Source organism: Curtobacterium sp. MCBD17_003, assembly GCF_003234885.2.
Lineage (GTDB): Bacteria > Actinomycetota > Actinomycetes > Actinomycetales > Microbacteriaceae > Curtobacterium.
Genome location: NZ_CP126275.1, coordinates 2,711,819 through 2,734,896 on the forward strand (window position 1 = coordinate 2,711,819; position 23,078 = coordinate 2,734,896).

A 23,078-nucleotide genomic window follows, 5' to 3' on the forward strand; every position below is an offset into this window, starting at 1 on the left:
GGTCGGACATCGTCATGGGGGTCATACGAGTGCGTCCCGTCCGGCGAGGCGCCGCCAGTCCGCGTCGAGCTGGCGGAGCATGCCGTCGAAGTTCCCGCTCCGCGTGGCGGACTGCAGGTAGTTGCCGAGCGGGATCGAGTTCGGCATGAACGTCCCCGCGCCCTGGTAGAACGCCGCCCGGTCGACGAACGGCTGGAGGCCCGCCACCCGCTCGTCCTGCTGCGCGGGCGCGCCCTTCCGTGTCGAGTACGCCAGGTTGTCCTGGTTGTAGGCGTCGATGACCGACGGACGCATGAGGAACTCGACGAGTTCGCGAGCTTCCTCGCGGTGTGCCGTCGCGGTCGGGATGTAGAGGCCGAGGTCGATGTTCACCCGGGCCTTGCGATCCGCCGGGTCCTCGGAGACGGGCAGCGGGAACGTCCCGACCGACAGGCGCTTGTCGACGAGCGCGATCTGCCCGAGGGCCCACGGCCCCTGCAGGTACATCGCCACCTGGCCCTTGCCGAACGCCAGGTTGCCGTCGGCGTACGAGCGGACGGCGTGGTCGGGGTTGAAGAACGTCGAGATCGTCTTGGCGCGTTCCATCGGGACCGCCAGGGTCTTCTCGAACGAGACCTCGGAGTCGGGTCCGACGTCCGTGCCGAGTTCCTTCATCCGCCGGAAGAACCGCCCCGTGTCGACGAGGCTGCCGACCGAGTAGTCGAACAGGCCCTGCCACAGGGTCCACGTGTCCTTGTCGGTCGCGTAGATCGGGGTGATCCCGGCTTTCTTGAGCTCCTTGCAGACGTCGACGAACTGCGACCACGTCTCGGGCACCGGCAGGTGGTGGTCGGCGAAGATCTTCTTGTTGTAGATGACGCCGGCCGCCGCGAGGGAGTAGGGCAGCACGCTCGTCCGGCCCGGGTACGTCGCGTACTGGTCCGTCAGGGAGCGGATGTCGGTGCGGACGGTCCGGGCCGAGGGCAGGTCGGACATGTCGCTGAGCACGCCGCGCTTGATGTACCGGGCGAGCTCGAGGTTGTCGTTGAAACAGCCGACGTCCGCCGGGGCACCGCGCACGAACTGCGGGGCGATCACGTTGGTGGAGTCGTGCACCACCGAGATGCCCGGCCGCTCCCGCTCGAACTGGCGGAGCAGCGTGTCGAAGTAGGCGATGACCTCTTGCTTCTGCTCGTAGAACCGGAGGTGCGTGGTGCCGCCGCCGGCACCGGGCGCGGCACAGCCGGCGAGACCGAGCGCAGCGAGTGCGGTGGAGCCGACGAGGAAGGACCGGCGGCTCACTGAGACAGGACGGGACACGCGACATCTCCCTTGATTGCGGCGTGCGCGCCAATTTATAGCGCTCAAAATCCGGTGTCAAGCGGGCCGCTCAGCGGTGGCCGCCGGGGTCCGTCCCGTCCGACCAGGGAGGCCGCCTACCCTCCGGAGCATGACCGACGATCGACGCCGCGAACTCGGCTCCACCGACGCGCCCGTCGAGGACGAACTCCTCGAGTCCTTCGAGGCGACGATCGAGGAGGGCGCGGAACGGCTGCAGCGGACCGTGCGGGCGGTGCTCATCACCGGGTTCTTCGGTGGTCTCGAGGTCGGCCTCGGCGTGATGGCCTACCTCGCGGTCCTCACCGAGACCGGGAGCCACCTGCTCGCGGGACTCGCGTTCGGCATCGGGTTCATCGCCCTGCACCTCGCGCACAGCGAGCTGTTCACCGAGAACTTCCTCATGCCCGTCGCGGCCGTCGTCGCGCGCGAGGGGAGCCTGCTGCAACTCCTCAAGCTGTGGGGTGGCACCCTCGTCGCGAACCTCGTCGGCGGGTGGGTGTTCATGTGGCTCGTCGTCCAGGCGTTCCCCCAGTGGCACCCCACGCTCAGCGAGGCCGCGCACCACTACATCGACGCCCCGTTCGACCTGCAGAGCGTCGTGCTGGCCGTGCTCGGCGGCAGCACCATCACCCTGATGACCCGGATGCAGCAGGGCACGGACTCCGATCCGGCCAAGCTCGTCGCCGCCGTGGCCGGCGGGTTCCTGCTCGCGGGCCTCCAGCTGTTCCACTCGATCCTCGACTCGCTGCTGGTGTTCGGCGCGATCCAGAGCGGTGTCGACATCACGTACGGACAGTGGCTGGGGTGGTTCGGGTACACGCTGCTGTTCAACCTGCTCGGCGGCCTGGTGTTGGTCACGGCACTCCGGCTGCTCCGGACGAAGGAGCTGATGCAGGGTCGGCGACAGACCTCGCACGACCACCCGGATCGCGCTTCCCACCAGCAGGCGGACTGACGCACCCGGTGGTCGGGTGCGGGGTCAGACCCCGAAGCCCTCGCCGCCGGTCACGGGCACGACCGCTCCGTTGAGGAACGTGCTCTGCGCCACCCACCGGATGACGTCCGCGATCTCGTCGGGACGCCCCACCCGCCCGAGCGGGATCCGCTCGAGGAGGGCTCGACGGTGCTCGTCCGTCATCGGGGCGAGCATGTCGGTCTCGGTCGGGCCCGGTGCGACGGCGTTGATCCGGATGCCGCGCGGGCCGTACTCCCACATGACCGACCGCATGAAACCCTCGAGCGCGGCCTTCGACGCCGTGTAGTGGCTGCTGCCCGGGATGCCGACGCGCGCGCTCTCGGACGACACGAGCACGATCGAGCCCGACCGCTGCCGGTTCATCGCCTTCGCCACGTGCTTCGTCGCGAGCATCGCCCCGACCAGGTTCACCTCGAGCACCTCGCGGATCGACGCCGCGGTCATCCGCACCAGGAGCTCCTGCGGTGCGACGGCGGCGTTGACCACCGCGACGTCGAGCCGTCCGTGCTCCACCGCCGTGCGCACCGCGTCCGCCACGGATCCCTCGTCGCGCATGTCGGCCTCGACCCCGACGACACCGGACGGGACGCCCGAACCACGGTGCGTGCCGACGACGCGATGGCCGGCCTCGAGGAACGCCGTGGCCGTCGCGGCGCCGATGCCCCGCGATGCCCCGAACACGATCACGGACAGCGGTTCGACGTCGGTCTGCACGGGTCGATTATCTGCTACGGTCCTGTTCGTGCGGGGCGGATGCCTCGTGAGCATGGCCGCTGGACAGCGGCTCAGGCTGGACGTTCTGGGGCGCGGACGCGCTCGGTCCGGCCCTGCCGTGCCCGCCCCGGGATCCCGAGCGCGGAGGCACAGGATGGCGAACACCGAGGTCGATCCCGTCGGCCGGTGGGTCGTCGTCGATCACTTCGGTGCCGTCACGACCCTGCTCGCGGTCGGTGACCAGGAGCACGCCGGGGTCAGCCCTCGGCGGAACCTGGACCGCCGCGCGCGCGAGGTGCTGCTCCCCGCACTGTCCGAGGTGATCGGGTCGGGCGCGGCCCTGCGACGCATCGTGCATCTGGGGGGCGATGCGTACCAGGTCGACGCCCGGCCCGTGATCACGCCGGACCGGTCGCACGTGACGGGTGCGTACGGCGTGTTCGTCCCGGCCGCCGACCCCGTGCCGGAGCCGCCGCTCATCGGTGCCTGGCAGTGGACGGTGGACACGTCCGGCAACAACGTCGGGTCGACGTCGTCCCAGTGGGACGCCGACCTGTACCGGTTGCACGAGTTCACGCCGGACGAGGTCCAGTCGAGCCGGGGTCCGGTCGGCGACTGGTTGACGCGACTCCTGCCGTACGAGGAGCGTGCTCGCGTGAAGACGACGGTGGACGCCGGGCTCGCGGCCGCGAACGGGGTGCACCAGCTCCTCACCTTCGGTGCCGTCACCCGCCCGGACACGCCGAACCCCGGCCGCAAGCAGTTGGCTCTCGTCGGCACGTCGACCGTCCTGCCCGACCGGCCGGGCGTGTTCTACGCCTACGGGTTCACGCGGGAGGTCCCGAAGCCGAGCACGTACCGCACGACCGGTCTCGACATCGTCGACGCGGCGGAGTTCGCCCGCGCCTACTTCGCGCTCGCGGGTGACGTCGCGTACGCCGCCGTCGACTGCCTCCAGTCGTCGACGTTCATGACGTCGCCGAGCTGGGGGCGGCTCGGGCTCCACGAGCCGTTCGAGGGCGACATCGCCTCGCTCGCGCTCGCGGAGGACCGTCCCGCCTTCGAGGAGTTCGTCGCCGCCGCGCGTCGGAGCGTCGACCACGACGCGGCCACGCACGACGTGCGACTCGTCCGCGACGACGCCTCCCCCGCCCGGTTCCGCGTCCGCGCGGCGCGGGTGGACCGCACCGCGGCGGCGAGCCGGTACCTGCTGCTGTCGTTCGAGGCACGCTCGTGAGCCTCCTCGCCGGCAAGACCGTGCTCGTCTCGGGCGTGTTCACCGAGTCCTCGATCGCGTTCCGCAGCGCCGCGATCGCGCAGGAGCAGGGCGCCACCGTGATCCTCAGCGGGTTCGGGCGGCGCCGTCGCATCACCGAGGCCGTCGCACGACGGCTGCCGACGACCGCGCCCGTCGTGGAGTTCGACGCCGAGGAACCGGCCGACGTGGGCCTCCTGGCCGACCGACTCCGCGAGCACACCGACCGACTCGACGGCGTCGTGCACTGCATCTCGGCGAGCCTGCCGTCCGTGGTCGGCGACGGGTTCAGCGATGCCGAGTGGGACGACGTCGCCCACTCGTTCCGGGTCTCCGCGTACTCGCTGCAATCGCTCGTCCGCGGCGCGGACCCGCTGCTCGGCGCGGGCGCGAGCGTCGTCGGGTGCACGCTCGACGCCTCCCGTGCCTGGCCCGTCTACGGCTGGGCCGGCGTCGCCAAGGCGGCGTACGAGTCCGTGAACCGGTACCTCGCGCTGCACCTCGGTCCGCGCGGCATCCGCACCAACCTCGTCGCCGCCGGGCCCGTCGACTCGTTCACCATGCGGGCGATCGAGGGCATCGACCAGGTGAACGGGCTCTGGGAGGACCGTGCGCCGCTCGCCTGGGACCGCACCGACGCGACCCCCGTGGCCAGGACGGTCGTCGCGCTGCTCTCCGACTGGCTGCCGGCCACGACCGGGTCGATCGTCCACGCCGACGGCGGGTTCCACGCGGTCGAGTACTGACCGGGGCCGGAGGTCGACCCGGCCGGGACGTGGAAATGCCCCGGCGGACTCGGGGGAAGCCCGCCGGGGCGGATCCGCGGAGTTGGGGGGAACGCCGCGGACAGGTCGATGCTACCCCTCGCAGGCCGCTTCGCGTGGTCTCGAGCGCCGTCTCACCATCCCGTGTCGAGCGTGTGCTGCACGAGGAGGGCGGTCAGGACCTGGACGACCAGGCCAGCCCATCGCCAGCGGGGTGAGAGCAACGCCGTCCCGACGAGCACCCACGGCACGAAGGGCAGCCAGATGCGCTCCACCTCGGCCTTGCTCATCCCCGACACGTCGGCGAGGAACACCATGCCGGCGCCGGCGAGCGCCAGGACCACCGGGACGACGGCCGCCCGAGGGAGCCGCCGGTACACACCGATCCAGCCGTGACCGCGCAGCACCGCGCGCGCGCGCACGAGCGTCTGTGCGACGGCAGGCCCGATCACCGGTCCGGCGCTGAAGGCGAACGCGGCGAGGTCACCCCAGACCCAGTACCCGAACGGACGCTTGTGTGCCACGCCGTTGTAGTACCGCTCGCGGAGGACCGGGTACGCCTCCCACCAGGCGAACCCCCACAGCGCGAACGCCCCGACGACCGCGACGGCACCGAGCAGCCCCCACACGAGTGGTCGCCACGAACGTGCCGCGACGAGCACCCCCACCGCCAGGACGCCGAGCAAGGGCAGCCCGTAGGAGAGCATGACGCTGTACCCGAACAGCAGTCCCGCTGCGACACCCCACGCGGCGGCGGCCCCGCCGCGCCGGCTCGTCGCCGAGCGCGCCAACAGACAGGCCGCCCAGGCACCGCACGCAGCGAACACCGCGTCGGCGGAGACGGCCGACCAGACCGCTGCGGGACCGAGGACGAGGAACGGGGCGGCACGGCGGGCGGCGGAATCGGCGCCGAGGGTACGCAGGGTGAGCAGCACCGCGACCGGCGTCGTCGCCGCGACGAGCAAGGTCATCCAGCCCGCCGCCAGGCCGGTCGTGAACCCGAGCCGGACGAGGACCACGTAGAAGAGCAACGCCCCGGGCGGGTGCCCGGCGATGTGGACCGGCCACTTGCCCGGGCCGCCCACGATGCGTGGGATGAACCCGTGGAGGGTCTGGGCGAACGGATGCCCAGCCACGGCCCGCGCCGTGTCCATGTACTCGTACGGGGTGTCGAGGACATGACCGATGCCGTGGGAGCCGTCGACCAGTGCGAGCGCCGCGAACCACGCCAGCGTGACCGCATACGCGCCGGGCACGAGCACCGCCCAGCGCGCCCGAGCGGCCACCCGGTGTGCGAACACCACCCCGAGCACCGCCAGCGCCACCGCCGGCAGTGTCCCCGGCCCGACCCGCGGGTCCCAGTGCGCGTGCAGGGGAGGGAACGCGATGACGTGCACGCGCCAGCCGGTCAGTCTCGGGATCAACACTGCCGCGGCCATCAGGAGGACGGCGACGGCCAGGCCGACCACCGCCGGGGTCCACGGTCGTCGCACGTGGTGTTCAGGGAGGGACATGGATCTCCGGTTCCGGCCGTCGAGGAAGCGTCTCATGCAACCAGATCGCAGGCCCGACTGGCCCGCCGACCGCACGATCACGCGCCGCGAGCGCACGCGACGTCAGCCGAGCGACTGCTGCTTGGCCTGGATGACGCGCCGCGCGGCCGCGTCGACCTGCTGCCGGAAGGACGCGTCGGTCCGGGCCTTCGCGACGACCGCGTCGACCATCGGGTCGACCACGCTCGGGTCGGCGGAGGCGAGCACGATGTCCGATCCCGCCTGGATCGCCAGGACCGCGCGTTGCGCCGGGGTCCACTGCTGCACCTGCGCGGCGGTCGAGAGGTCATCGGTGACCACGACGCCGTCGAACCCGAGCTGGCCGCGCAGCAGGCCCTGGACCACCGTCGGCGAGAACGCGGCCGGCATCGAGGGATCAATGCGTGAGTAGTACGCGGTCGAGGTCATGACGAACCGGGCACCGTCGTGCACCTCGTCGCGGAACACCTGCACGGACGGGCTGTCGGCGGTCGTCACGCTGTCGGTGACACCACTCGTGTAGTCCGTGTTGCCCGTCACGTTCCCGAGTCCCGGGAAGTGCTTCACGACGCTCTGTACGCCGGCCGCCTGCAGACCCCCGCGGAACGCGTCGGCCGCGCCCGTGATCGTGCCCGGGTCGAAGCCGAGTTCGCGGCGGTACCGCCCGATCGGCGGGTTCGCCGCCGCGGTCGCCGGCGAGGGCAGGAGGTCCACCACCGGCCCGAGGTCGAGGTCCACCCCCGCAGCCGCGAGCTGCCGCCCCCACGTCACCGCGTCGTCGTGCAGCGCGGCCGGCGGCATCGCGCCCTGGGCGAGACCGTCCGGGATGTCCGAGAACCCCGGGCCACGGAGCACCTGTACCTGCCCGCCCTCCTGGTCCGTGGCGACCAACATCGGCAGTCCCGCGGTGGTGTCGTCAGACACCAGATCGGTGACCTGCCGGACGGCGGCGGCGGTCGCGGCCGTGCCGGACGTCGAGCGGCCGGAGAGGAACACGTTGCCGACGTGGTGCGTCCGCACCGCCTCGAGCGCCTGGGCGCCCGCCGCGGTCGCCGGGGTGCCCACCATGAACAGCTGCCCGACGCGTTGCTCGAGCGTCAGGCCGGCGAGCGGGTCGGGGGTCGGCGTCGGAGTCGGGGTCCCTGTGGGGCGCGACGGGGAGGCGGAGGCGGGCCGGGAGGATCGCGGCGACGGGCCTCCCGGCGTGGACGGACCGACGCACGCGCTGAGGACCGACGCGACGACGAGCGTGGTCGCGGCGGCGAGGAACGGGCGTGCCCGGCGGCGGACGACGGAGCAGGCGGGCACGGACATGACGTGGGCGATGGTAGGCGGCGCGGCGCGGGACCGGCTGAGCGCACGGCAGCCGGCCGAACTCCGCCGGCAGATCGACCACGACCTCGAACCCCTCGGCGTCGGCGGCTCGGAGGCGCAGCCCTCACGCCTCCGAGCCCCGATCACCGCTCCGTCGGCTCGTCCGGATCGTCGATGTCCCGCCAGTTCCCGATGACCGGGAACTCGGTGACCCGCAGCCGAGCCGATCCGTACGGCACGAGACGGAGGTCGTCGTCCGGTCCGTGGTCGAGCACCGGGCTGAACGGCGCCGTGTCCGCCTGTGCCCCGGCCATCCGCCACTCGGTCGCGCGCGCACCCGGGGCGTGCAGCACGACGGGCGCACGCCGCCGGTCCTCCAACGACCAGGGGGCAGCCGGGACTGCACCGCGGGTCACCCGCCATCCCGCAGCGTCGCGGACCTCGGCGAGCGCCCAGTTCCACGACCCGCGCGCGTGCACCTCCCATTCGCCGATGCCGGGCGCCCCGTCGTGCTCCACCCACCGCTCTCCCGGCGAGTACACCATCGTCAGCGGCCCGAGCCGCACCGCGGCGGCCTGACGCTCGCGCCGGACGACCCGGGCCCGCATCGGCAGGACGAGGACGACGTCCCCCGTCGCCGACCAGTCGCGTTCCAGGGTCACGTACCCGTCCACGACCGGGAGGCCCGCATCGGCCCCCGGCGATCCGATCGCCACACGGACACCGCCGACCGTCAACTCGGCGCCCTGCGCCCACGACGGGACGCGCAGCCGCAGGGCGAACGGCGTCGTGCGCGAGGTCGCGACCCGGATCCTCACGGTCTCGTCGAACGGGTACTCGGTGTCCACGACGATCGACACCGCATCGTCGTCCACCTCGGTCGCGATCGCGGACGGCGCGTAGGCGACGACCCGCAGCCCGTCCGCGTCGCGCAGCCACAGGTGCGACACGAACTTCGGCCACCCCTGGTGGAGGTTGGCGGTGCAGCACCCGAAGTGGGGTTCGAGTCCGAAGATCCCGGCGTCGTCGGACGATCCTGCGCTGGTGCGCTCGACCGTCCGAGTTCCCACCGACGCCCGACGCTCGAGGGCTCGACGGGCCATCGCTCGCCGAGGTCCCCGGTTGGCTACACGGCGCCTACCCGGAGCTGTTCGAGCGCGAGCACCTCCGCGAACAGTTGGACGTCCACGACCTGTTCGTGGAGCTCGCGATCGCCGCACATCATCCCGACCCCGAGGTGCGCGATGTGGCGTGGGGTCGCGTCGCCCACCTGCTGTCCGGTCACAACCATCTCGACGGACTCGTCTGGTAGGTCGGGAGCCTCCTGATCAGGAGCACAACGCGGTGACCGGTCAGCCTGCACAGCCCCGGCGCGGCGTGGAGGACCGCGCCGGGGCACCGGCGCTCAGCTGCCGTGCGCCTCCTCGGCGACCGGCTGCCATGCGCGCCACGTCTCGAGTCGGCTCGCGTAGTCCTTCTCGGCGATCCCGAGCGGCGCCGACCCGAAGAAGACGCGCAGCGGCGGCTCCTCGGCGTCGACGATCCGGAGGATCGGCCCACGGGTGGCGGCCGGGTCGCCCGCGCTGGCCGCGGCACGGCTCGCGTTGCGGGCCTCCCGGACGTCGGCGTAGGCGTCGATCTCAGCGCTCGTCGAGGACGACGGGCCGGACCAGTCCGTGGAGAACCCGCCGGGCTCGATCAGGGTGACCGTGATGCCGAAGCCGGCGACCTCCTGGGACAGCGACTGGCTGAACCCCTCGAGCGCCCACTTCGACGCGTGGTAGATGCCGGTGATCGGGAACGCGCTGATCCCGCCGATGCTCGACACCTGGATGATGCGGCCCGACCGCTGCTCGCGCATGATCGGGAGCGCCGCCTGGGTGACCCAGAGGGCCCCGAACAGGTTCGTCTCGAGCTGGGCGCGCGCCTCCCGCTCGCTGATCTCCTCGATCATCCCGAACTGTCCGTAGCCGGCGTTGTTGACGACCACGTCGAGGCGCCCGAAGCGCTCGGCCGCCTGCTGCACCGCCGCGAAGTCGGCGTCACGGTCGGTGACGTCGAGACGGATCGGGAGGAACGTGTCCGGGTACTGCTCGGCGAGTGCGACGACGTCGTCCGGGTTGCGGGCGGTCCCGGCGACGCTGTCGCCGCGTTCCAGGGCGGCCTCCGCCCACTCGCGTCCGAAGCCCCGGGACGCGCCGGTGATGAACCAGACCTTGCTCATACGTGTTCTCCTTCGTGGTCAGGGCCTCCATCGTTCTCCGGCTCCGGGGACGGCACTCAGGCGGGCTGCTGCGTCTGCCGCTGCCCACTCCGGCGTTGGTCCTCGGAGCCGACCGGTGTCCATACCGACCAGGGCGTTGATACAGTGCTCACACTCTTCACCCAGGCGGCCGATGGCGCCCGCCCCGAGGACCCTGCTGTCCGCGGGCGGACGGCGATGCCGCCGCTGCAACGGAAGCTGGTCAACGATGCCCTCCTCACCGACACACACGCTCCGGACGAGGCGGTCACGCCGTCGCCTCGTCGGTGCCGTGATCGCCGTCGGGGCCGCCACCCTCGGCGTCCTCGCGACCACCCAGACCGCGATCGCCGCACCGACCCCGCCGTCCTCGGCGTTCGGGCCGAACGTCGTCGTGTTCTCCCCCGACATGCCGCAGGCCGACATCCAGGCGAAGGTCGACGCCGTGTACGCCCAGCAGTCCGCCAACGAGATGGGCTCGCAGCGGTACGCGCTGCTGTTCGAGCCCGGAACGTACGGATCGAGCACGAACCCGCTCGACATCCGCGTGGGCTACTACACCGAGGTCGACGGTCTCGGGCAGGACCCGTCCGGGGTCACCATCAACGGGGGCGTGACCGCGACCGGTACCGACGGCAGCGGCGCGCTCGACACGTTCTGGCGATCGGTCTCCAACCTGACGATCCACGTCGTCCCGACCGCGGACGCGTGCCACACGGGCAGCGAGATGTGGGCGGTGTCCCAGGCGGCGCCGATGCGCCGTGTCCACGTCGAGGACTACACGACGTTCATGCCGTACTGCGAGAACCCGAACTACGCGAGCGGTGGATTCGTCGCCGACTCCGAACTGCAGGGCGGGGCGCTCAACGGATCGCAGCAGCAGTTCTACGTCCGCAACTCGGACCTCGGCGCCGGCTGGTCGAACGGCGTGTGGAACCAGGTGTTCTCCGGCGACGTCAACGCGCCGGCGCAGTCGTTCCCCCAGCAGCCCTACACGACGCTGGCGACGACACCGGCATCGCGCGAGAAGCCGTACCTCTACGTCGACGCGAACGGCGCCTACCGGGTGTTCGTGCCCAGCGCGCGAACGAACTCGGCGGGGACGACGTGGGCCACCGGGCACACGCCCGGGCAGTCGCTGCCGCTGAGCAGCTTCTTCGTCGCCCACCCGTCGGACTCCATCGCGAAGATCAACTCCGCACTCGCCCAGGGCAAGGACCTGCTCGTCACCCCCGGCGTCTACGACGTCGCACAGAGCATCGCCGTCAAGCGAGCGGACACGGTCGTCCTCGGGCTCGGCATGGCCACGCTGACCGCCCAGAACGGCGCCGTCCCGATGACCGTCGCCGACGTGCAGGGCGTCGACATCGCCGGCCTGACGTTCGATGCCGGTGCCGTGAACTCCCCGGCGCTGCTCCGCGTCGGCACGGGCCACGACAAGGGCGGCAAGCACGTGGCGAGCGCCACGGACCCCACTGCCCTGCAGGACGTGTTCTTCCGCGTGGGCGGCCCCCACGTCGGCAAGGCCACGACGAGCCTCGAGGTGAACAGCGACGACACGATCCTCGACGACATCTGGGCCTGGCGCGCCGACCACGGCGTGGCGGGCTCCGTCGGCTGGACCGTGAACACGGCCGACACCGGCGTCGTCGTGAACGGGGATGACGTCACCGCGACCGGCCTGTTCGTCGAGCACTACCAGAAGGACAACGTCATCTGGAACGGTGAGCGCGGTCGGACGGTGTTCTTCCAGAACGAGCTCCCGTACGACGCCCCGAACCAGGCCGCGTGGCAGCACGACGGGGTGAACGGGTACGCCGCGTACAAGGTCGCGGACGACGTCCGGACGCACGAAGCGTGGGGCCTCGGCAGCTACATCTACACCAACGTCGACCCGACGCTCCACGCGACGCAGTCGTTCGAGGTGCCGAACACGCCCGGGGTCGTCATGCACGACCTCACGACCGTCGCGCTGAACAGCAACGCCGGGACGATCGACCACGTGATCGACGGCCAGGGGCCCGCCGCCACGAGCGCGAACACGGGGCAGCCGCAGACCGTCACCACCTACACCAACGGGACCGCTCAGTAAGGTCCAGGGCACCATCGAACGCCGATGGCCGGGAGCACACGCTCCCGGCCATCGGTGGCTCGGCGGTCGTGCTGCCGGATTCGACGAGCGCGCGACCGGCTCGAGGGCGCTCTCCGCGCCTCCCCCGCGGGACCGTCAGGACGACGTCACGCTGGTTGCGCCGGATGGGCTGCCAGCACATCGCCGAGGAGGCTGACGAGAGCGTCGCGATCGGCGGGGGACAGTGCTGCGAGGAGCTCGTCCTGCACGGCGTCGGCCTGCGTTCGGAGATCGGCGAGTCGTTCCCCGCCGTTCGCCGTGATCGTGACGATGTTCCGCCGTCGATCCGCCGGGTCGGGGGTCCGGAGCACGGACTTGTCGGCGTCGAGCCGGACGACGATGCCGTTGACGTTGTTGCGGTCCAGACCCAGCACCCTGCCGATGTCCGCCTGGCTCAGCGGGCCGTACTCCTGCAGCGCGGACAGCACCGCGAAGTCCGAACGCGCCTCGAGCGGCATGCGCGCAGCGGTCAGGCGGGTACCGATCGTCGCCACCCGTGCGGCCTGCCAGCTGACGAGGGTGCGGAGCGCGTGAGGAGGTCGAGGATCAACCGACATGCACCGAGACTATCAGTTGGTACGGCCAACGAATCGGTGTTAGCGTTGGTGCCACCAACATTGGTCGGACCAAGGAGTTCTCATGCCATTCACCCCATCCCCCGCTTCACTCGCCGGTCGGCGCGTCCTGGTCCCCGGCGGAACCGGCGGCGTCGGCGAAGGTGTCGTCCGCGCGTTCCTCGATGCCGGCGCCGATGTCGTCGTTCCCACTCGCTCGGACGAGCGGGGCACGGAGCTGCGCGCTGCACTCGGCCATCTCGGGGTCTCGCCGTTGCTGCACCTCCCGACGCACGACTACACCTCCTTCATCGGAGCGGACGAGCTCGGCCGACAGATGACCGAGCGGCTCGGCGGGATCGACGACGTCGTCGTGCCGGTCGGCGGATGGTGGCAGGGCGGCCCCCTGACCGGCATCCGCGAGGACGACTGGGGGGCCGCGTTCACCGGCCTCGCCACCGCGCACATGGCGCTGGCACGGGCGATCGTGCCGCGGCTGAGCGGACTCGGCGCGTACACCGTGGTCGTCGGCCAGTCCGCCACGTTCCCCGTCCCGGGGAGCGGGCTGGTGAGCATGGAGCAGGCCGCGCTGCTGATGATGCAACGCGTCCTGGCCGCCGAGACGCCGGACCGCAGGATCCACGCCCTGGTCCTCGGCCCCGTCCGCACCCGATTCGTCGACGGCGAGCCGGAGCAGGTGTCCGCCGGCGAGGTCGGCGACGTGGCCATCGCGCTCTCCCGGGCCGCCGACGTCCCCAGCCGTGCCGTGCCCCTGGGCTCCAGCGGCGAGGCCCGCGCGCTCGTGACCGAACTGGCGCAGACGGCCTGAGCGCGTTGCTCCACGTCCCTCTCCGGGCCACGAGCCGGGAGAGGGACGTGCTCGTCGAACGGGCTCGAGCGAAGCACCTGCTGCTCCCCGCCCCTGCCGATCCCTCGTGGCGATGTCGCCGCACAGGAGGGGCTTCAGCGGCTGCGAGGACGGGAACGAGGTCCGGACCTGGCCACGGCCACGACGTCAGAGGCGACGATGAACACGATCCCGCCCCACTGCCACGGAGCGAGTTGCTGCCCCAACACGATCAGCCCCACGGCAGCAGCGGCGACCGGGTTGAGGCTCATGACGATCCCGAACAACGACTGAGGGATCCGACGGAGCACCACCACGTCGGTGGCGTAGGGGACCACAGACGAGAGGACGCCGACTGCCGTGCAGAGCACGCTGGTGGAGACGTCGAACCGCCCGGTCAGGAGCAGCGACAGCAGGATCGGCAGGGAGGCCAGCGCAGACGCGCAACTCGCCACGGCAGGTCCCTGGAGGCCCGGAAGCCGGCTCCCCACGACCCGGTTCAGCACGATGTACGCGGCCCAGCACAAGGCCGCGGTGCAGGCGAGCGCGACGCCGATCCAGTCGGTCGACGGACCGGGAGACACCAACAGGACCACACCCGCGCCCGCACCCACCGCGCAACCGGCCACCCGCCACGACCGTGCACCGACCAGGGCCACGGTGACCGGTCCGAGGAACTCGAGCGTGATGGCGAGGCCGAGCCCGATCCGCCCGATGGCGGTGTACAGACTGAGGTTCATCACGGCGAACACCCCACCGAGCGACAGCGCAGGCCACCACTGCGCCCGCGACATCCGGGCGAGGTTCGGTCGCGCGAGGGCGGTGAGCGAGATCGCGGCGATGAGCTGCCGCACGGCCACGACGCCCGGCGGCCCGACACGAGCGAAGGCGAGATCCCCCAGTGCCGCTCCGACCTGGTTGCTCACGGCACTGCCGAGCAGGGCGAGGACCGCCCCTCCCGGCACCTTGACCGAACCGCTCGATGTCACCACTTCTCCCGTCATGGTGAACACAGTGCTTCGCGGCTGCGCGATCGGGAAATGCAGACCACGACGATCTATACGCTGGACGCATGGACGTGACTCTGGTTCAGCTGCGCGCACTCGTGGCGCTGGTGTCGACCGGGACCTTCACCGACGCGGCCATCGATCTCCACGTCTCGCAGGCCTCTGTCTCACGAGCGGTGCAAGCCCTCGAGGCGGCGCTCGGCTTCTCGCTCGTGCGCCGGACGACGCGCTCGCTCGAGCTGACGCCGCAGGGACGACGAGTGGTCGATCACGCCCGCCGCATCCTCGACGAGGTCGAATCGCTGCGCGACCTCACTCCGCGCGCGAGCACCGAGGTCCGCATCGGGTATGCATGGTCGGCCCTCGGCCGACACACGACGAGGTTCCAGCGCGAATGGGCGGCAGAGCACCTCGAGCCGGCACTCTCGTTCGTGCAGAGCAACACCCCGACCGCGGGGCTTGCCGAGGGCGGCGTCGACGTCGCGATCCTGCGTCGTCCTGTCGATGATCCTCGCTTCGACTCGGCTCCGATCGGCACAGAGCGACGCTTCGCGGCCCTCGCCTCCGACGATCCTCTGTCGCGACGCCGGAGCGTCACCCTGGCCGACTTCGCTGGCCGCACCGTCGGCATCGATCTGCGCACCGGGACCACAACAGCCGACCTCTGGGCAGGCATCTCGGCCCCGGCGGCGTTCCGTGACACCCGGCACGTGGACGACTGGCTGACGTTGGTGGCCGCCGGTCAGGTGACCGGGATGACCTCGGAGGCCACTGCCGCACTGCACGCTCGAACCGGGGTCACGTTCCGGCTCGTTCGCGACGCTCCCCCGATCGAAGTGCTGATGGCGTGGCGAAGAGCGTCGGCACCTCCCGCCCTCGCTGCGCTGATCGAGAAGGCTCGGGGGCTCCTCGCCGATCCGATCTCCGGTACGAACGACCGTCGAGTGGGTGGTCCGTTCCCGTTGTCAGCCGCTGGATCTCGACCGTCAGTTGGTCCCTGAGTCGAGGTCTCCGGAGCGGGGCCGGGCCGCAGCATTGATGGCCACGGCGACGCCGCAGAGCGCGGAGGCGCGCCTCGCGTCGTTCATCACAGGCCCGAGCTCCCGGTGAGTACTCGATGGGCGTGGTCGAGCCGGGCACGCGATCGCACCGCTGGGAGGCGCCCGCCGATCTCGAGCGTCGCCAGCCCGTGGACCGTGGCCCACGCGACCTCGGCCGCCGTGTCGTCCGGAGCGGGGAACGCCGCCTTGATCGCGGCGAACCCACGTCGGAGCGCATCGGGAACGGATCCCGAGCCGAACTCGAGCCCGGACGGCATCGAGAACATCGCCTCGTAGAGACGGGGTCGGCCGACGGCGAAGTCGAGGTACGCCTGCATCCGCGGCAACGGCTCGGCAGGAGCGGCTTCGAGTGCTGCCGCGAGTTCGCCGAAGCCGTCGAGGGCCACGGCGTCGATGAGCGCCTGCCTGCCTCCGGCGAACGCGGAGTAGATGACGGGCTGCGTGACACCGAGTTCGGCAGCGAGACGGCGCATCGTCACCGCCTCCCACCCTTCGGCTTCCGCGACGCGGCGGGCGGCGCTGACGATCTCGTCGCGCCGGTGGTCGAGGTCCGGTGCTGGTCGTGGGGACATGCTCCGAGAGTAGCAGAGCGAAGTTAGATAACACCGGTAGACATCGTCGGCGAGAAGCGCTACGGTCATTGCAGATCAGCGTTATCTAACACGAAAGGAATCACTCGTGTTCATCGCAGCCTTCTCCGTCGCCATCGCCGGATGCCTCTTCATCCTCTTCATCGGCGGCCGCTTCCTCATCGCGCCGGCGATCGCCACAGCGGGGTTCGGCGTCGCCGAGGACCGTCGGCGCGCATTCACGAGCATCAAGGGGGTCCGCGACATCACCTCGGGCATCGTGCCCCTGGTCGTCCTCGCCGTCGCCGGACCGCACGTCTTCGGTTGGGCGCTCCTCGCTGCGGCGATCACCCCGATCGGTGACGCGATCATCGTCGTCACCAACGGCGGCACCCTCCGCCAGGCCCTCAGCGTCCACGGCACCACGGCGCTGCTGCTCGTCATCGCCGGCCTCGTCCTGGCACTCGCGTGACCTCGGCGCCGCATCGTCCGACACGGCCCGGCGGCCGGTCGACCCACTCCGCCGCCTGATCTCTCCCACCACCAACACCCACACCACCGCCACGAAAGGTCCGGACCCCATGAGCACCACGAACGAGCACGACACCACCACCGCCGAGATCGTCCTGGCTTTCTACGAGCCCTTCCGCACGGGTGACACCTCCGTGTACGACGAGGTCCTGGCGGAGGACTGGATCGACCTCCCCCTCGCCCCGGGCCAGGAGCAGGGCCCGGCCGGCATGGCCGCACAGATCGCGCTGTTCCGTCATGCGATGCCCGACTACAGCGTCGAGCACCAGGACGTCATCGTCCAGGGCGACAGGGTCGCTGTCCGCAACACCGTCTCGGGGACGCATCAGGGTGCGTTCATGGGTCACGAGCCCACCGGCAAGCGCATCGAGATGCGCACCATGGACATGCACCAGGTCCGCGACGGGAGGATCGTCGCCACCTGGCACCTCGAGGACTTCGCCGGCCTCATGGCCCAGCTGAACGCCCCTGTCGACGCGCCCACGCCCGCTGCTTGGGGCTGAGCCGCGCCGGGAACAGGAGGGCACGAACGCACCGGGTGCGTTCGTGCCCTCCTGTTCGTGTCACTCGACCGACGCTCCGGCCGGCTGCGGGGCCAGCGTGCCGGGCGCCGGCGGCACGGGTCGGCGTCCCGGCAGGAGCGCCGCCATCACCGTGGCGAACGCGGTGACCCCGATCGCCCACCAGAACGCCTCCTGGAATGCCGCAGCCGCGTCGTTCCCGGCTGCGGCACCGGCGAGCACGACCGCGAGGACCGCCGTACCGAATGCGCCACCGAGCTGCTGTGACAGGCGGGTGATCGTGCTGGCGTGCGGCATCTCCGGGCGGGCCAGTCCGACGAAGCCGACGGCCATGATCGGGATCATCACCGCGCCGAGCCCCAGGCCGCGGACCACGAGGACGAGTCCGATCCACCATGAGCTGGTCGATCCGTCGGCGAAGGCGAACGGGATCGTCGCCAGGAGCACGATCGCGAAGCCCACGATCGCGACGGTGCGAGCACCGATCCGGTCGGTGAGCCGCCCGGCGAGAGAGCGGCTGAGCAGGGACCCGACGCCCTGCGGGATGAGCAGGAGCCCAGCATCGAGCGCGTCCGCGCCGCGCAGCTCCTGGAACGACAGCGGGAGCAGCAGCATGCCGCCGTAGAGCGCAGCGCCCATCAGGAACATCAGGGTCGCGGCGGCGGCGAGGGGTCGGTGTCGGAGCAAGGCGAGGTCGACGAGGGCGGCGTCGCGGCGGCGCGCTGCCCAGAGACAGAACGCGACCAGGAGCAGGAGGCCGGCACCGAGTGGCGCCCAGACGTCGAAGCGGGCGAACCCGTCGGTCCGGCTCGCGTTGCTCAGCGCGAACAGGATGCCGACGACGGCGGGCGAGAGGAGCACCAGCCCCACGACGTCGAGCCTGGCCTTGCCGGTGGGGCCGTCCGCGGGGATGAACCGCCAGGCGAGGACCAGACCGACGACGGCGAACGGCACGTTGACCCAGAACAGCCACGGCCAGCTGCCGGCACCGAGGATGAGTCCGCCGATGACCGGACCGAGGATCGGGCCGAGTGCGGTGGGGAGCGACACGATCGACATGAGCTTCCCGACGCTCCGGCCGCCCGCCGCCTGCATCAGCAGGGTCGTCAGCAGGGGCATCATGGCACCGGCGCCGACGCCCTGGACGACCCGGAACCCGATGAGGCTGCTGACGTCCCACGCCAGCGAGCAGAGGACGCTGCCGACGAGGAACACGACGAGCGACGCCATCCAGAGGCGGCGTCCGCCGACACGGTTCTGCAGCCACCCGACGATCGGGACGGTGACGCCCATCGCGAGGAGGTAGCCCGTGCTCACCCACTGGATCGTGTCGACGCTGACGCGCAGGTCGTGACTCAGGGTGTGCAGGGCGACGCTGACGATCGTCGAGTCGAACAGCGGTGCCATCGCCCCGACGACGAGTGCGATGGCGAGTCTGGAGAGGTTCCGGTCCACGATGCTCCTTGGATACGCGAGCGTTTCTTAACGAGCACGACCGTATCCGTCCGCGGTAAGATACGCAAGTGGATCTTGTGAAGACGCGTCGCCGCGGACCCGAGCTCGAGGAGGCCCTGCTCGACGCCGCGTGGGAGGAGCTGCAGGCGGTCGGGTACCCCGCGCTCACCTTCGAGGGCGTCGCCGCACGGGCAGGCACGTCGAAACCGGTGCTCTACCGGCGCTGGCCCGCGAAGGTGGACCTCGTGCTCGCGGCACTGCAGCACGGCGGTCTGTTCTCGCGGCGTGAGCTCGTGGACACGGGTTCGCTCCGGGGCGACGTCCTGCACGCACTCCGCGACTTCAACGCCTACCGCTCGGGGTTCATGGCCGCGATCAGCGTCTACATGGCGAGCATCAACGCCGAGACCGGACTGTCGCCGGCGGACCTCCGCGAACGACTGCTGGGCGGGCGCTCGAGCATGGGTCGGGTGATGCTCGAGCGGGCCGCCGCCCGCGGGGAGATCCCGGCGCGGGACTGGCCGGACGGGGTCGCCTCGCTGCCGTCCGACCTGGTCCGGCACGACCTCGTGATGTCGCTCAAGCCACTGCCGGACCGCCGGATCGTGGAGATCGTCGACGACATCTGGCTCCCGCTCGTGCGGGAGTGACAGCATGCGCCCGACGCGGATGCTGATGCTGATGCTGATGCTGATGCTGATGCTGATGCTGATGCTGATGCGGGAATCGTGGCGAGGAGTTGGAGGACGGATGACGTACGTGGTGGTCGGCGCACGGGGCGGCACCGGCGCGGGGAGCTCGCGGGCTCGGACCGATGTCGTTACGCGGACCGTCACGTCGGCCGACGGCACGGCGATCGGGTTCCTCTCGCAGGGCAGTGGCCCCGGAGTCATCCTCGTGCAGGGCGCCATGGCCGACGTGCAGGCCTACCGACGCTTCGCGGCAGCGCTGTCGACGGCGTACACGGTCCACTCGGTCGACCGGCGCGGGCGCGGCCTGAGCCCTCGCCCCTACAGCGCCGACCACGACATCGCCCGCGACGTCGAGGACGTCGACGCGGTCCTCGCCGCGACCGGCGCGACAGCCGTCTTCGGTTTGAGTTCCGGAGCCGTGATCACCCTCGAAGCGGCCCGCACCCTGCCCAGGGTCCGTGCGGCGGCGGTCTACGAGCCGCCCTTCTACCAGGACGGGATCGACCGCGCCGGGGTCCGCCGGCTCGCCGGGGAGATCGAGCGCGGCGACCTGGCCAGCGCACTCATCGACTCCCTCCTCGTCGCCGAGACCGCGCCGGCCGTCATCCGCCGGATGCCCCGCGTCATCGCCCGCGTCGCGTCGCGGCTCGTCATCGCGATCGACGCCGTCGTCCGGCGAGGCGGTCCGACGTTCCGGTCGCTGCTGCCCGGCGTCCGGTACGACTTCCACGACGTCGCGCAGGTGGACGGACGCCTCGACGAGTACGTGACGGTCCGGAAGCCCGTGCTGGTGGTCTCCGGGACCGCCAGCCCCGCGTTCTTGCGCGCGGCGGCCCGCAGAGTCGCCACGGTCCTCCCGGACGCACAGCACGTCGAGCTCGACGGGCTCGGCCACGACGGCCCGTGGAACCACGGCGCACCGGAGCAGGTCGCGGCGGCGGTCGCGGCGTTCCTCGCGTCCGAGTGAGCGGGCGGAGCGCGCGTGGCGACCGGCGCTCCCCGCTCCGAGCGCCCGCAACCCGCGCGAAGGAGGGTGTCGAGCCGGGGATCGGCCGTCAGGAGGACCGGGACACACGGACATCACTCGCCCGACCGACGCTCGGACACGGCGTCGCCCCTGACACTCCGAGCATGGACACGACCACGCCGATCGACACGGCCCCCGGGGATCCGATGCTCGACCTCTTCGGACGAGGGACCCAGGACGTGCACGAGACGAGCACCCCCGCTCGTCTCGCAGCCCTCGCTGGGCTCTCGGCAGTGCTGGTCGGCGGGATCGCGATCGTCGCCGCAGCTGTCGTCACGGTGATCCTCTTCGTGATCGCGGTGGCGCCGATGGTGCCGTTCCTCCTCGGCGGCCCGTTCTGAGTCGCGGCAGGTGTGATGCGCTGGTGAGGGGCCTCCTTGACGCGCTCGCGCGTGGACGGTTAGCGTCTGGAACGATCTCCGCGTCGACGATGACCGGAGCGAGGGAGCCACCGTGAAGCGAAGCGCACGCAACCGAGCAGGGGCGATCGTGGCGGGTACCGCCACCGCCGCCGTCCTCGCCGTTCTGGGAGGAGCTCCGGCGGCATTCGCCGCTCCGGCCCCGGACCACTTCCCGCCGGGGGTCGCCAGCAAGCAGAACCCCGTGGACACGCAGCGCGCCGTCGAGACCTACCAGGCGTTGCAAGCGAACCTCTACGACCCGGCGCACAAGCTGTACGTGAGCAGCGACGCCCGCGAGCCGTACGGCTACCTCTGGGACGACGTCAACGGCTTCGCCGCGACCGATGCGGTGGCATCGCTGCCCGGGGTGGGAGCCCGCTACGCCCGGGACCTGCAGGCCCGAGACCAGGGGATCCAGGCCTACCACGACACGCACGAGACCAGCCCCACCGGTGCCGCCCAGCCGCCGGCCTACGCGTCCGGCGTGCTGCCCCCGCTCGGCCCCGACCAGCCCACCTACTACGACGACAACGCCTGGGTCGGCCTGGACTTCCTGCAGCAGTACGCCATCGACCACCAGAAGCGGGACCTGGCGCAGGCCGAGGGCGTCTTCAAGTTCGCGGTCAGCGGGTGGGACACCGACTCGACCGGCGCGTGCCCGGGTGGGGTCATGTGGGAGGACACCGCGGACTCCCCGCGCAACACGATCTCCAACGCCCCGAACGCCGAGGTGGGCCTCGAGATCTACCAGGTCACCCGTGACCCCTACTACCTGACGTGGGCGACCCGCATGTACAACTGGGCCCGCGGCTGCATGATGAACGCGAACGGGATGTACTACGACCACATCAGCCCGGACGGGAGCATCGACCAGACCCTCTGGAGCTACAACCAAGGGACGATGATCGGAGCGGGCACGCTGCTCTACGAGAGCACCGGGAACCGCACCTACCTGCAGCAGGCCGAACAGACCGCCGCCGCCTCGGTCAGCTACTACGGCACGAACCGGAACCTGTACCACCAGCCCGACGTGTTCAACGCGATCTTCTTCCGGAACCTGTTCGGGCTGGCCGCGATCAACCACGACCCGAGCTACGCGCGGATGGCGGCCGCCTACGCCGACACCGCATGGGTGGAGGACCGCCAGTCGAACGGACTGTTCAACGACCCCGACGCCTCGGGCGGGGAGTCGCCCGTGAACCAGACGGCGCCGATGGTGGAGATCTACGCCCTGCTCGCGAAGAGCGCACCCGTCTACGCCGCGACCGGTTCGACCAACCCGTCCTCCGTGGCCGTGCAACCCGGCACGTCGGGCACGACCACGCTCAGTGTCCAGTCGGTCGAAGGCCGCGCTCAGATCGTGCACTGGACGGCGAAGGCCCCGGCCGGACTGACCGTCCGCCCGACATCCGGCACCCTCGTCGTCCGCGCAGGCGGCACCGCGAGCACGCCCGTCTCGATCACCGGAGGCACCACCGACGGCAACCAGCAGGTCACGTTCGCCTTCTCCAGCACGGCCGGTGCGGTCCCGTCGGTGACCACGTCGGTGCTCGTGGCCCGGCCCGGCGACCTGGCTCCGTACTACGACAACACGGGTATCTCCGACGACAGCGCGCAGGCGACGGCCGACCTCGACGGGTACGGGTTCAGCTACTCGGCGCAGGCCCTGGCCGCCGGCGGGCTCACGCCGGGCGCGACCGTCACGAGTGACGGCATCCAGTACGACTGGGCGGGTACCCCCGGGCAGCCGGACAACATCGTCGCCGCCGGCCAGGTCCTCGCGGTCCCGGCCATCGCGGGAGCCACCGAGCTCGGCATCATCGGCTCGGCGACGAACGGTCCCTCGACCGGTCCGTTGACCCTCACCTACACCGACGGCACCACGCAGCAGGCCACACTCGGGTTCACCGACTGGACCGCCAGCAGCCCGTCACTCGGCAACGGCACCGCCGCCTCCACGCAGTACCGCAACAGCACCGGCGGGTCGTCGCAGGGGCTCGGGACGCACCTCTCCACGACGCAGATCGCACTGGAGGCCGGCAAGACGCTCGCGTCGGTGACGCTCCCGACCCGCGCCGACCAGGGGCTGCTGCACGTGTTCGCGCTCGGGACGGACAAGGGGGCGCTGACGACGGCCGGCTGACGCGCCGCGGCCGCGACCGATG

Annotated in this window: 23 protein-coding genes; 12 read left to right on the forward strand and 11 right to left on the reverse strand. The window is 71.2% G+C overall.

Annotated features, from left to right (window positions below; genetic code table 11):
- Positions 1-21: 21 nt before the first annotated feature.
- On the reverse strand, positions 22-1,281 hold the full coding sequence (locus DEI88_RS12740; protein WP_111072406.1) for an ABC transporter substrate-binding protein: 1,260 nt from the start codon (positions 1,279-1,281) through the stop codon (positions 22-24).
- 148 nt (positions 1,282-1,429) lie between these two features.
- On the opposite strand from DEI88_RS12740, the gene DEI88_RS12745 reads away from it, so the two are divergent.
- Positions 1,430-2,275 (forward strand): formate/nitrite transporter family protein, encoded by an 846-nt coding sequence (locus DEI88_RS12745; protein WP_111010955.1) that lies wholly within the window; start codon positions 1,430-1,432, stop codon positions 2,273-2,275.
- Positions 2,276-2,299: 24 nt separating this feature from the next.
- Here the strand turns inward: DEI88_RS12745 and DEI88_RS12750 are convergent, their stop codons facing one another.
- Entirely contained in the window at positions 2,300-3,010 is a 711-nt protein-coding gene (locus tag DEI88_RS12750) for an SDR family NAD(P)-dependent oxidoreductase (RefSeq protein ID WP_181434960.1), read from the reverse strand.
- 154 nt (positions 3,011-3,164) lie between these two features.
- On the opposite strand from DEI88_RS12750, the gene DEI88_RS12755 reads away from it, so the two are divergent.
- Together DEI88_RS12755 and fabI are read left to right on the forward strand one after the other, a co-directional pair.
- Positions 3,165-4,247 (forward strand): hypothetical protein, encoded by a 1,083-nt coding sequence (locus DEI88_RS12755; protein ID WP_111072407.1) that lies wholly within the window; start codon positions 3,165-3,167, stop codon positions 4,245-4,247.
- Positions 4,244-5,011: an enoyl-ACP reductase FabI gene (gene fabI, locus DEI88_RS12760; RefSeq protein WP_111072408.1), complete on the forward strand. Its 768-nt coding sequence runs from the start codon at positions 4,244-4,246 to the stop codon at positions 5,009-5,011. The genes DEI88_RS12755 and fabI overlap by 4 nt, the downstream gene beginning before the upstream one ends.
- Before the next feature lie 152 nt (positions 5,012-5,163).
- Here fabI and DEI88_RS12765 read toward each other — a convergent pair whose 3' ends face one another.
- The 5 genes from DEI88_RS12765 to DEI88_RS12785 form a co-directional block, all read right to left on the reverse strand.
- Complete coding sequence (locus DEI88_RS12765; RefSeq protein ID WP_111072409.1) at positions 5,164-6,543, reverse strand: hypothetical protein; 1,380 nt, start codon at positions 6,541-6,543, stop codon at positions 5,164-5,166.
- A gap of 102 nt (positions 6,544-6,645) precedes the next feature.
- Positions 6,646-7,875, reverse strand: coding sequence for a glycoside hydrolase family 3 N-terminal domain-containing protein (locus DEI88_RS12770; protein WP_111072410.1), 1,230 nt, complete (start codon positions 7,873-7,875; stop codon positions 6,646-6,648).
- A gap of 143 nt (positions 7,876-8,018) precedes the next feature.
- Entirely contained in the window at positions 8,019-8,945 is a 927-nt protein-coding gene (locus tag DEI88_RS12775) for a glycoside hydrolase family 127 protein (RefSeq protein WP_181441258.1), read from the reverse strand.
- A 56-nt stretch (positions 8,946-9,001) separates the two neighbouring features.
- The gene (locus tag DEI88_RS12780) at positions 9,002-9,166 is read right to left on the reverse strand and encodes a hypothetical protein (RefSeq protein ID WP_181441259.1); all 165 of its coding nucleotides are present in this window, start codon (positions 9,164-9,166) and stop codon (positions 9,002-9,004) included.
- Positions 9,167-9,280: 114 nt separating this feature from the next.
- Positions 9,281-10,099, reverse strand: a complete 819-nt coding sequence (locus DEI88_RS12785) for an SDR family oxidoreductase (RefSeq protein WP_111072412.1) — start codon at positions 10,097-10,099, stop codon at positions 9,281-9,283.
- 310 nt (positions 10,100-10,409) lie between these two features.
- Here DEI88_RS12785 and DEI88_RS12790 point away from each other — a divergent pair, with 310 nt between their 5' ends.
- Positions 10,410-12,209 carry a pectate lyase-like domain-containing protein gene (locus DEI88_RS12790; protein WP_111072413.1) on the forward strand — a complete coding sequence of 600 codons (1,800 nt, stop codon included), beginning with the start codon at positions 10,410-10,412 and terminating at the stop codon, positions 12,207-12,209.
- Positions 12,210-12,355: 146 nt separating this feature from the next.
- Here DEI88_RS12790 and DEI88_RS12795 read toward each other — a convergent pair whose 3' ends face one another.
- Positions 12,356-12,805 (reverse strand): MarR family winged helix-turn-helix transcriptional regulator, encoded by a 450-nt coding sequence (locus tag DEI88_RS12795; protein WP_111072414.1) that lies wholly within the window; start codon positions 12,803-12,805, stop codon positions 12,356-12,358.
- A gap of 82 nt (positions 12,806-12,887) precedes the next feature.
- On the opposite strand from DEI88_RS12795, the gene DEI88_RS12800 reads away from it, so the two are divergent.
- Entirely contained in the window at positions 12,888-13,631 is a 744-nt protein-coding gene (locus tag DEI88_RS12800; RefSeq protein ID WP_111072415.1) for an SDR family oxidoreductase, read from the forward strand.
- Positions 13,632-13,765: 134 nt separating this feature from the next.
- Here DEI88_RS12800 and DEI88_RS12805 read toward each other — a convergent pair whose 3' ends face one another.
- Positions 13,766-14,653 carry an EamA family transporter gene (locus DEI88_RS12805; RefSeq protein WP_111072482.1) on the reverse strand — a complete coding sequence of 296 codons (888 nt, stop codon included), beginning with the start codon at positions 14,651-14,653 and terminating at the stop codon, positions 13,766-13,768.
- 68 nt (positions 14,654-14,721) lie between these two features.
- Here DEI88_RS12805 and DEI88_RS12810 point away from each other — a divergent pair, with 68 nt between their 5' ends.
- Positions 14,722-15,657, forward strand: a complete 936-nt coding sequence (locus DEI88_RS12810) for a LysR family transcriptional regulator (RefSeq protein ID WP_111010939.1) — start codon at positions 14,722-14,724, stop codon at positions 15,655-15,657.
- 86 nt (positions 15,658-15,743) lie between these two features.
- On the opposite strand, the gene DEI88_RS12815 is transcribed toward DEI88_RS12810, so the two are convergent.
- Positions 15,744-16,289 (reverse strand): TetR/AcrR family transcriptional regulator, encoded by a 546-nt coding sequence (locus DEI88_RS12815; RefSeq protein ID WP_111010938.1) that lies wholly within the window; start codon positions 16,287-16,289, stop codon positions 15,744-15,746.
- A gap of 106 nt (positions 16,290-16,395) precedes the next feature.
- Between DEI88_RS12815 and DEI88_RS12820 the strand changes: the two genes are divergently transcribed.
- Positions 16,396-16,758, forward strand: a complete 363-nt coding sequence (locus tag DEI88_RS12820; RefSeq protein WP_111010937.1) for a DUF4267 domain-containing protein — start codon at positions 16,396-16,398, stop codon at positions 16,756-16,758.
- Between the two features lie 109 nt (positions 16,759-16,867).
- On the forward strand, positions 16,868-17,320 hold the full coding sequence (locus DEI88_RS12825) for an ester cyclase (protein ID WP_111072416.1): 453 nt from the start codon (positions 16,868-16,870) through the stop codon (positions 17,318-17,320).
- A 60-nt stretch (positions 17,321-17,380) separates the two neighbouring features.
- On the opposite strand, the gene DEI88_RS12830 is transcribed toward DEI88_RS12825, so the two are convergent.
- Positions 17,381-18,793 (reverse strand): MDR family MFS transporter, encoded by a 1,413-nt coding sequence (locus DEI88_RS12830; RefSeq protein WP_258375141.1) that lies wholly within the window; start codon positions 18,791-18,793, stop codon positions 17,381-17,383.
- A 68-nt stretch (positions 18,794-18,861) separates the two neighbouring features.
- On the opposite strand from DEI88_RS12830, the gene DEI88_RS12835 reads away from it, so the two are divergent.
- The 4 genes from DEI88_RS12835 (at position 18,862) to DEI88_RS12850 (ending at position 23,056) form a co-directional block, all read left to right on the forward strand.
- A complete protein-coding gene (locus DEI88_RS12835) occupies positions 18,862-19,443 on the forward strand; it encodes a TetR/AcrR family transcriptional regulator (RefSeq protein WP_220038172.1) in 582 nt (193 codons plus the stop codon).
- Between the two features lie 100 nt (positions 19,444-19,543).
- Complete coding sequence (locus tag DEI88_RS12840; protein ID WP_181441260.1) at positions 19,544-20,452, forward strand: alpha/beta fold hydrolase; 909 nt, start codon at positions 19,544-19,546, stop codon at positions 20,450-20,452.
- 164 nt (positions 20,453-20,616) lie between these two features.
- Positions 20,617-20,853, forward strand: coding sequence for a hypothetical protein (locus tag DEI88_RS12845; RefSeq protein ID WP_111014050.1), 237 nt, complete (start codon positions 20,617-20,619; stop codon positions 20,851-20,853).
- Between the two features lie 112 nt (positions 20,854-20,965).
- Positions 20,966-23,056, forward strand: coding sequence for a glycoside hydrolase family 76 protein (locus tag DEI88_RS12850; protein ID WP_111072420.1), 2,091 nt, complete (start codon positions 20,966-20,968; stop codon positions 23,054-23,056).
- Positions 23,057-23,078: the final 22 nt, after the last annotated feature.